Annotated in this window: 9 protein-coding genes; 5 read left to right on the top strand and 4 right to left on the bottom strand. The window is 45.9% G+C overall.

The annotated features are described in order from the left end of the window. Positions 1 to 67: 67 nt before the first annotated feature. A complete protein-coding gene (locus QUB70_RS29945; protein ID WP_332985331.1) occupies positions 68 to 403 on the bottom strand; it encodes a hypothetical protein in 336 nt (111 codons plus the stop codon). A 623-nt stretch (positions 404 to 1,026) separates the two neighbouring features. Here QUB70_RS29945 and QUB70_RS29950 point away from each other — a divergent pair. The 4 genes from QUB70_RS29950 (at position 1,027) to cobT (ending at position 4,518) form a co-directional block, all read left to right on the top strand. Then, positions 1,027 to 1,737, top strand: a complete 711-nt coding sequence (locus tag QUB70_RS29950) for a Crp/Fnr family transcriptional regulator (protein WP_332985332.1) — start codon at positions 1,027 to 1,029, stop codon at positions 1,735 to 1,737. Between the two features lie 85 nt (positions 1,738 to 1,822). Further along, a complete protein-coding gene (locus tag QUB70_RS29955) occupies positions 1,823 to 2,320 on the top strand; it encodes a universal stress protein (RefSeq protein WP_332985333.1) in 498 nt (165 codons plus the stop codon). 175 nt (positions 2,321 to 2,495) lie between these two features. After that, positions 2,496 to 3,251: a DUF2232 domain-containing protein gene (locus QUB70_RS29960; RefSeq protein WP_332985335.1), complete on the top strand. Its 756-nt coding sequence runs from the start codon at positions 2,496 to 2,498 to the stop codon at positions 3,249 to 3,251. Between the two features lie 157 nt (positions 3,252 to 3,408). Next, a complete protein-coding gene (cobT, locus tag QUB70_RS29965; RefSeq protein ID WP_332985336.1) occupies positions 3,409 to 4,518 on the top strand; it encodes a nicotinate mononucleotide-dependent phosphoribosyltransferase CobT in 1,110 nt (369 codons plus the stop codon). 273 nt (positions 4,519 to 4,791) lie between these two features. On the opposite strand, the gene QUB70_RS29970 is transcribed toward cobT, so the two are convergent. Beyond that, entirely contained in the window at positions 4,792 to 5,187 is a 396-nt protein-coding gene (locus tag QUB70_RS29970; protein WP_332985338.1) for a hypothetical protein, read from the bottom strand. Positions 5,188 to 5,946: 759 nt separating this feature from the next. Between QUB70_RS29970 and QUB70_RS29975 the strand changes: the two genes are divergently transcribed. Further along, complete coding sequence (locus tag QUB70_RS29975; protein WP_332985339.1) at positions 5,947 to 7,056, top strand: extracellular solute-binding protein; 1,110 nt, start codon at positions 5,947 to 5,949, stop codon at positions 7,054 to 7,056. Positions 7,057 to 7,294: 238 nt separating this feature from the next. Here QUB70_RS29975 and QUB70_RS29980 read toward each other — a convergent pair whose 3' ends face one another. Together QUB70_RS29980 and QUB70_RS29985 are read right to left on the bottom strand one after the other, a co-directional pair. Further along, positions 7,295 to 8,233 carry a YwqG family protein gene (locus QUB70_RS29980; protein WP_332985341.1) on the bottom strand — a complete coding sequence of 313 codons (939 nt, stop codon included), beginning with the start codon at positions 8,231 to 8,233 and terminating at the stop codon, positions 7,295 to 7,297. Between the two features lie 101 nt (positions 8,234 to 8,334). After that, entirely contained in the window at positions 8,335 to 8,841 is a 507-nt protein-coding gene (locus tag QUB70_RS29985; RefSeq protein WP_332985342.1) for a hypothetical protein, read from the bottom strand. Positions 8,842 to 9,068 lie beyond the last annotated feature (227 nt).

The following is a 9,068-nucleotide window of genomic DNA, read 5'->3' on the forward strand; positions in this document are numbered from 1 at the left end:
GCTTTTTCCATCGTCACAGTCTAACACGTCTTTTGTGATATAGTTGGCTGAGTGTTGTATATTTTTGTCAAGCCGTCGAGCGAAGGACGGGGTTTCCACCCAGTTTTTTTTGATGATAGGTTAGTCGGTACTTCCGCACCAAATGCCCGCTTCTATCAACTGCAAGTGCTGTCAAATTCTGCGGCTGCTTTCCTGTTTCCCGGGCGGGAGGTCGCTTCCTGCTAGCTATAGCTGCGACGATCGCACGAAATGAATGCCCCCATCCGCTTGAACGGCCTGCCGTACACCCGTCACCCCGAGTTTGGCTAGCGTGGCGGCGCGCCACTGTCTCTTCAAGTTTCACCGACTTGGAAAAAACCTCTAACAACTTGCGATTTGGGATGCCGGGATTCGGGACTGTCACCGTGCCGTCGATTTTACAAACCTTTTATAGTAGCCTTTTATCTGTGTTCATGGCTAGAGATTAATGGTACAGTAATCTCGGAGTAGCAGCAAAGGTTGGTGGGAACTGCGTGGGTTTCCCTCGCTACGAGCGCCAACCGAAGGGATCCGAATGGCTGTGGATTTTCCTGATAGTGCTGACATTTGACAGGTTCGGTGGCAGTTGCAGTCGGATTTGGGATCTGTCTGCCGTGCTTGCCGACTTGTGAGCGTGGATTGTGCCGATCGACCCAGGAGCCTGCTGACAACAAATCTCTCAGCAGTGTTAAACTTTGTAAACGAAGTGCTTTCAAAGGTAATTCGATCGGCAAAGGTGCTTGCCACGTTGCTAAATTTTTGTTAATAAAATTTGGTCAGTGGTATGTATCTAAAAAATTATGGTATGGTGTTTGGTTTCGAGCTCGCAATCAGAGCTTGAGACTATTAATTCCCATATTCGACCTTTGACCGCAAAACTTTAGAGGTAAAATTGCCGATTTTAGATACTTGTTTCTCAAACCTTGAATCTGAAATCAAATGACTCGGCTGCAAGCTATTTCTAACTGCCCAGCGCAGATCAAGCGCATAAATTAAAATGATGGCCTCATGGAAGACCGCTTTAACACCCGAGATCCGAATTCCAATATAAATCAATTGATAGTTTCTACTCCTTTTTTTGCAGGCTTGCCCGATCCTGTAATCGAGAGAGCAACTCTCCACATTGTTACCCGCAGTCATCCGTCAAATCAAGTGATTTTACTGGAAAATGACTGGGGAACATCAGTGTATTTTATATTGGATGGTTGGGTGAAAATTCGCACCTACAACCTAGACGGAAAAGAAGTAACACTGAATATTTTAGGGAAAGGAGAACTGTTCGGGGAAATGTCCGCGATCGAAGAAGCACCGCGATCGACAGATGTCATCACCCTAGCCCCAACACTGATCGGCAATATGCCATCTCAGGATTTTGTGCAGCTCATTCATACCGAGCCGCTAGCAGGCATTCGGCTAGCTCAACTGATGGCCCGCCGCCTGCGACAAGTCAACCGCCGCCTGCGTTTGCGAGAGTCGGACAGTACCTCGCGAGTAGCAGATATTCTATTATTTTTGGCCGAGGGGCAAGGGAAAATCATGGTAACAGGAGGTACAGAAATACCCAACCTGCCGCACAGAGAATTAAGCAGCCTCAGCGGGCTGGCTCGGGAAACAGTAACGCGAGTGCTCAGCAAGCTGGAAAAAAAAGGAACAATTCAGCGCGAACGTGACGTTTTGTGCATTCCAGACCTGCACGCCTTGGAGCGTCTGTTAGTGTAGGAGTATCAGAAATTGCTAATTTGAATGAGATTCAAAAGCACTCTCTGTTAACTACTAATGAGGATTTGCCGCAGGAGGTAAAGCTGTGAGTTTTAAGAAAATTTTCGCCGCCGTAGATGATTCTGAACTCGGCCACCGCGTCTTCAGTCAAGCTTTAGAATTAGCTCTGGGCGATCGCGCCGAGATGATGCTATTTCACTGCGTTACTGTCAGCTCGCTGGGCGAGACGGCAGTACCAATTCCCGTAGATTTGGGCATGAATGTCGAGTTAATGGATCAAGCTTATCAAGCTCAACGTTTGCGGCTGGAAAGCGAGGTAAAACAGGCTTCTGGTTTGCTGAAAAATTACTGCGACGCCGCAGCAAACAAAGGATTGCAAGTGGAATTTGACTGCAAAATGGACGGCGATCCGGGGCATTGTATCTGTGAATTCGCCCAAAATTGGGGCGCTGATTTAATAGTATTGGGCAGGCGCGGCCGCACGGGGTTCACAGAAGCTTTCCTCGGCAGCGTCAGCAATTATGTCGTTCACCACGCATCTTGTTCGGTTTTGGTAATCCAGGAAGTGAAAACCGAAAAATGATGCTGCTGAAAATTTTGGCTGAGAAAATCCATCTAAAATAAGACTTGCGTTCGTACCTAAACCCGGTTTCTACGAGCAATTAGATGTGGCGGCGAGGCATCCAAACAGTGAAACCGCGAATCAACCGTATAGCGCGCAAGTCCCGTAAAATCTAAAATCTAAAATCTAAAATCGGATGAGTGATTTTTTGTCAGCAGATGCCGCGTCTAATTCGGGCAGTTCACCCAGTACAAATAACGAGCCGGAAACTGGCACTATTTCAGATTTGGCAGGCGATCGCCCAAATCCCGATAGGGGAACGCGCGCCTCTGGGGAAGCGCCTTTGAGGCTCGTAGAAACGGCATTTTTGGCAAGTACCGCTAGCTTGATTTGGCTGGTAAATTATTACTTTCCGCTGGGGCCTTTGCTGCGGGTTTTTTTCCCGATACCGATCGCCCTAGTTTACCTGCGCTGGGGCAACCGGGCTGCTTGGATGGCAGCTTTGGTTTCGGGTTTGCTGCTGTCGGTACTCATGGGCCCGACGCGCAGCATTTTGTACGTGATGCCTTTTGGAATTATGGGAGTTGCGCTGGGAGGACTTTGGAGGCGCAAAGCCAGTTGGTCACTCTCTATTAGTGTGGGCGCGCTAATTGGTACTGTCGGCTTCTTTTTTCGGTTTTGGCTGCTGTCAGCTTTGGTGGGTCAAGACCTCTGGGTTTACGTCACCGCCCAGGTAACAGAGATGGTGGAATGGGTTTTTGTGAAGCTGGGCTGGCTTAATGTACCGAGTTTGAACACAATTGGGGCGATCGCCGCCGGGATGATTTTGGTTAACAATATTGTCTATTTATTTGTAGTGCATTTAGTAGCTTTGCTGCTATTAGATCGTTTGGGAAATCCAATTCCGCGGCCGCCAAGCTGGGTGCAAGTTTTGATCGATTATGAAGAATAGTTATTGGGAATTGTTGACGGTTGACGGTTGACGGTTGACGGTTGACTGTTGACTGTTGACTGTTGACTGTTGACTGTTGACTGTTGACTAATAACTAATGACTACTGACTAATGACTAATGACTAATGACTAATGACTACTGACTAATGACTAATTTATGATTGGTATTTATACAGAAATCGAACAGGGCCAGCGGTGGCTCGATCGCTATCGGGGACGAAAACCGATATTTGCCTGCGTGTTAGGATTTACCGCTACTGGCTTAATTCCGGGAATTTCAGCAGCAGGAGCAACCCCGCACGATCGACAATTTACTTGTTTGGCCGATGCAGAATTTTTGTATAACGGCCCCCAACCGTCGCCCCAATATCCTTTGCCGCCCCTAGAAGCGGGTGCCTCGCCGGTACTGATATCTCGCGCAGTAGTCGAAGCTTTGGAAATTCCCCTTTACCTATTTAATGCTGGTTTGCCCCTCCCATCTCCCGTACCTGCAATTGATTTAGGTGGCACTCCGGCAAAGTGTTTGATTTCTGGGAATGCTTTAGAACTCGAAACAGTCAAACATTTGCTCGAACAAGGATTAATTTGGGGAGCTAAATTAGCCGCTCAAACTAATGACAGCTATTTAATTTTAGGGGAGTGTGTAGTTGGGGGAACGACTACTGCTTTGGGCGTGTTAATGGGTTTGGGTATTGCAGCGGCGGGCAAAGTTAACAGTTCTCATCCTCGCTGCAATCACGCTCAAAAATTGGCTGCGGTGACAGCGGGACTCAATAATGCTGAGTGGGAAATTGGCGGACAAAACAGCAATCCCCTAGAATTGGTAGCGGCGGTGGGCGATCCGATGCAAATAGCAGTGGCGGGAATGGCGATCGCCGCGAGTCGAACTTGCGGGGTACTCCTGGCCGGGGGGACGCAAATGCTGGCAGTGTACGCTTTGATGCAAGCCTTAGCCCGGAAATATGCTCTGCTATGGTGTCCCGAACAAGTTGCGGTAGGGACTACACGCTGGGTAGCCGAAGACCCTACAGGAGACACTGTAGGACTTGCTAAAGAGATCGGCGGTGTACCTTTGTTGGCCGCGCAGCTAAGTTTTGCTCGATCGGGCTACGGGCAACTGCAAGCTTACGATCGCGGATATGTTAAAGAAGGTGTCGGTGCCGGAGCGTGTGCGATCGCCAGCGGCCTCACTGCAAATTGGACTCCAAGTCAACTACTGCAAGCTGTTGAAGCATTAGCACGGCGCAGGTGTGAAATTAAAAATTAAGTACGTAGTTATAGCAATCGATCCCGGATTTGCGAACTACTCTCTTTCTGCTCTCTCTGCGCCCTCTGCGCCCTCTGCGGTTCATCAAAAAAAATCTTGTTCACCAAACAAAGAGGACTGCTATTTCTATACCAAATCTCGCCTTAATATGCTATTCCCATACTAATTGCGCGAGAGAAAAAAATCCCTACAACCACTCTATAAGTAGACGAGAATAAATCGACGCAAATTGTATTTTTTCTGAAATTAATGCCCGATCGCCTCTAGCAGTATTTAATTAGACCCGCCTACCTGTTGCGAGTGAATCCTTTTGGAGAGCAACTGTTCTTCTAAGGCAGCAATTCGATTGTAAGCCGCTGTTAGCTGAGCTGTTAGGCGCTGGATTTGAATATCTGCGCTCAGCTCTTTTTCCAGGCTTTGAGAATTCTTGTCGAAATAGCTGTCATCTAACAGTATGTCCTTGTGATCGAGGAGCCCGTCGAGACTGCTGTAGCTTTGATATGGCGAGGTTTTGTCATTTCCTACCGTTCCAGAGCAGTCGTTTCTCTGCTGGGTCAGCTTCGTCTCCTGGGCGGACTCGAATAGCTTTTCATTGAGGTTTTCTATGAGTTTGTAAAGGGCCTCGACTTGTTGGCTCAATACTGTAACTTGCTGGCGGAGCGATTCCATACAATTATTATTTGGATTGTAACGTATATCTTTACATTCTAGGGAAATCTTTACATAACTGGGATTTATCACTAAATTATTTAATTTTTGACCTAATTGTTATTTTTCCGATCCAGACTAAAAGCAGGCAGGGTACAAGCCCCCGGATTCATCCGTGCAGAAAGAAAAAACATAGTATCCGATAACAAGCCCCCGGATTCATCTTCTTCAATCTAAAGTCGATTGACGCTAGATGTAAGGCGTCAGGTTGTCGAGTAGAGATTTGAGAGAGTCGGGGACGCGGAAACGCGGTTTTTCAACCGGGAGCATCCCAATTTGGTAGGAGATATTTGCAAAAATGGGATGCTACCTTTAAACCCTAATACTTCGTTGTTACCTTTAATCCGAGTTAAAAAACCTGCTGGTTGAGCGAAGTCGAAACCCGGTTTCGGAGAATCTGAGTGCGACTCAGGAGCGCGAATTAAATAACTTACAATTTTAATTGTTATTGTGGGATGGGCGTCCCGCCCGTCCAAAAAAGGCGGGCGGGACACCCCACTTTCAAGAGTGTAAGTTATTTAATTCTCATTCCTCATCCTGTGAGATTTACTCCGCGCCCCCAGTCCTTTACTCCGATCGCAGCAGAACCGAGTACAATGGCTCTGTGTTTGAGGAAAAAATAAGACAAATCTGCGCCAACTAACGAACTCGACAAACAATTATTTTCCCGGTGGCAGAACACAAAACGATCGGTCAATATTTAGAAAAGCGGGTTGACAGGTGAAACGAAGGTCTTTGCTATTGGGTGCCGCCACCCTAACTTTAAGTCAATTGGCGGCAGGGTGCGACTCGAAGCCCATTCTCAAAATTCGATCGCTCAAAAACGGTATTCCGGCCCAACTGGTAAGCAAATTTAGCCGCGATGTCCAACCGTCTCCGCTTTTGCAGGTAACGCAAGAACCGCAATTAAAAGAATTATTCGCCCTATTGCAGGAGTGGAAACGGGTTCCCAAATCAAAAAATCAAGCTGACTTGGTGATGTTGGGAGATTACTGGCTGACTTTGGCAATTCGGCAAAAATTGATTCAGCCGATCGATCCTGCTAAGTTTGCTAATTGGTCAAAATTGCCCGAAAGATGGCAAAAACTCGTCAGGCGCAACGATGACGGTCAATTAGATCCTAAAGGTAAAATTTGGGGCGCACCCTACCGCTGGGGAAGTACGGTAATTGCCTATCGAACCGACAAATTTAAGGCTTTGGGGTGGACTCCTACAGATTGGAGTGACTTGTGGCGAGTCGAATTGCGCGATCGAATTTCTCTCCCAGACAGTGCTAGAGAAGTTATCGGTTTAACATTAAAAAAACTCGGAAAATCTTACAATACCCAGCAATTAGATCGAGTCCCAAACCTCAAAAAAGAACTCGCTTCTCTGCACCGACAAGTTAAACTTTATAGTTCCGATGCTTACCTGCAACCGTTGATTTTAGGCGATACTTGGTTGGCCGTAGGTTCGTCTGGCGACTTGCTGCCGCTGCTGCAAACTCAAAAGGATATTGCTTTAGTAATTCCGGTTTCGGGAACTGCACTTTGGACGGATTTGTGGGTAGAACCGGCCTCTAGGAATCCAGTTTCTTTAGTGGAAAAATGGATTGATTTTTGCTTGCAGCCTCAGATTGCTCCTCAATTATCTTTGCTGGCTAAGGCTAGTTCGCCGATAATTGTCGGCATGAAACCGGAGGATTTGCCGGCAGATATTCGCAGTAATCCTGTGCTGTTGCCGGATGCTAAGATTCTTGCTGCTAGCGACTTTCTGCTGCCTTTCGGGGATGCGGGGATTGCGCTGTATCGATCGCTCTGGCAAGAAACTAGGCAAGTAGTGAAAGGCTAAAAGTGAGGTACGTAGTTGCGCTTCAGCGCTCTTTTATCTATGAAAGAGCAGGGAGCATCGCAGTTTTACATTTATAATGCTGTCCCCGCTCGCGTATTGTACAATCGGCGAGCGGGACAGCACTCAAAGAAAAAATGCTTTTTACAAAAATGAGATGCTTCCAAAGAGCGCTGAAGCGCAACTACGTACCTTAGAAAAATAAAAAAATAGCACGGGTTGAATAGTTAGTATTTTAATTTTAAGAACAATCGTAATTATAAATCACCTGAGAAAAATCTAAATTTTCCAAGTCCTCAGCGCGAATCAAAAAGTTGCCTACTCCACAATCACCCCAACAAATCTCATCATCACTAATCATGTGTAAGAGTACAACTTTATGGTCTTTGTATTGCGGACTATACTCACGAGGGTCAGTTTGCGTAAAGAAGCCGTATCCCCCTATTTTAGGTTGACGCTGGTATATATTATCACAATACCACTCAAATAATGTGTTATCATCTGCACTTATTAGACCCCAAAAATTTTGAAGCTTGTGTTCTTCAAAAAAATTATCAAATTGATAGTCATTTGGATTCACCCACGTATTGTCAGACCTAAACTGTAAAGCCAAAGATTCTTGAGAATTATTCACATCTTTGTTCTTCAAAGGTGAACAATAATGTTGTTCAGAAATACAATCTGCAAAAGGATAGTCAATCGGACAATTGTTTTTGTTCACCCATTGCAACCCACTAAATTTTTGCTTGTTTAAAGTTGAATATGTCTCATTTAGATCCAATAAAAAATCAAAATTTGTTTGACAATCATTTATGTCTGTTTCTGGAAAATACAAGACTTTGAAATCTGTTTGATTGTCCAACTTCTCTGTATCCATTCCATACCAACCTGTCCGACCAATATAAAACTGCAAAATTCCTTTTGTGGGAAAAGGCGCTAAATATGGCACTTGGGCAAAGATTTCCTCAAAATTGAGTTGTGCCAAAAGGTGCATATATTTTCCCTCACTATCTTTGGGAAAATCGTAACCTTTCGGCAAGTAAGGCACTCCGCCAAATTTGCTTGACCACAAATCAGTCGCCTTGCGTTCGTAAGTGATTTTGATAACAGGCTTTTCTGAACTTTCAATTTCTTGACGGAAAGGTTCTAATTCAGCAGGAAGTTCAAGGGTTGTTTTCATTTTTTCTACGAATTATAAACCGCATTTATCAGCTAAAATGTGGGTGCGTCAGCTTTTGATTTATCGATTATCCCAAAAATCTCTCTAGCTGACGCACCCTACTAAAAGCCTTTGAGTTTGCCTCGGAGACCGGGATTTGACAGAGATTCTAAATCGATTTTACAGCTTAGCCGATCGCCCTTGCACGAATAAACCGCCAAAGCTGTGCCTTGACGGTTGCAAACTCGCACATTGTAACCGTATTCGCTGGCGACAGTGCCGAAACGGTTGACAAACTGATAGCGTTCCATATAATCGAGCAAACTCCAAAGTTGGCGGTTGACTATGATAACTACCCAAGTATTGCCGGGATCGACAAACCAGCGATCGAGCAATTTGCCGCCAAACTGTTTTTGAGCTAACCACAGACTCGGCACGCTTGGTTCGGTTTGCGAAAGCGGAGGCGGCGGGAAATTAGCAGCGCTGCCAGTCGGGCAGACCGGCTGCTGGGAAAATGCCGCAGATTGTCCCCACAGCAAGGCTCCGAGGCACGCATAACAGGCGATCGGGAACAAAAATAAACTTTTTGTCAAAATGCCATGCCTGCGGGTATCAACATCGTATTTCATAATTCTTGTGTTCTTTCTTATATGTTTCCCGTAGGGGCGGATTTTAGGATCGCAAATTAAATAACTTATAATTTTAATTGTTATTGTGGGATGGGCGTCCCGCCCGTCCAAAAAGGGCGGGCGGGACGCCCACCCCACTTTTTTTGTGTAAGAGACAGCCACAGAATGATTGATCCTATAATAACCGAATAATGACCGAAAAATAATTTCAGTGTGTAGCATATCTT

The organism is Microcoleus sp. A003_D6 (genome assembly GCF_036702825.1).
Classification (GTDB): Bacteria; Cyanobacteriota; Cyanobacteriia; order Cyanobacteriales; family Microcoleaceae; genus Microcoleus.